The sequence below is a fragment of the Salinimicrobium oceani genome (assembly GCF_012037645.1).
Genome location: NZ_JAAVJR010000311.1, coordinates 1 through 554, shown reverse-complemented (window position 1 = coordinate 554; position 554 = coordinate 1). Strand labels below are relative to the sequence as shown.

General features: G+C 44.9%; 1 protein-coding gene. It reads right to left on the bottom strand.

Going from position 1 to position 554, the window contains the following annotated elements:
• Positions 1-554: zinc-dependent metalloprotease (locus HC175_RS16905; RefSeq protein ID WP_209310043.1), on the bottom strand; the 554-nt coding region annotated here is incomplete at both ends.

Genomic DNA, 554 nt, shown 5'->3' with positions numbered 1-554 from the left:
ATGATAGACGGAGCTGTCCCATTCTTTTTAGTGAATTCTGGATTTCTGAGAGATTCAACCGAATAAGCAACGCTGCTTCCCATATTGTGAGGAAGCCCGAGAGTATGTCCAACTTCGTGAGAAGAAACGAAACGGATTAATCTACCCATGATCTCATCCTTAAATGCTACGCCGCGGGCATCTTCGTTGATGGCTGCAGTTTGCACAAAGAACCAGTTTCTCAAAAGGGTCATTACATTATGATACCAGTTAATGTCCGATTCCAGGATCTCTCCGGAACGTGGATCACTCACGTGAGGTCCATTTGCATTTGGAATTGGAGAAGCCAGGTATCGTACTACCGAATAACGGGCATCTTCCGGGCTCCAGTCCGGATCTTCCTCTTTTGATGGGGGATCTTTAGCTATAATGGCATTTTTGAAACCTGCAGCCTCAAAAGCAACCTGCCAGTCTTCTATCCCTTGTTTAATGAAAGGTACCCATTTTGCAGGGGTGGCACGATCAATATAATAAACAATGGGTTCTTTGGGTTCTACCAATTCCCCGCGTTTAAA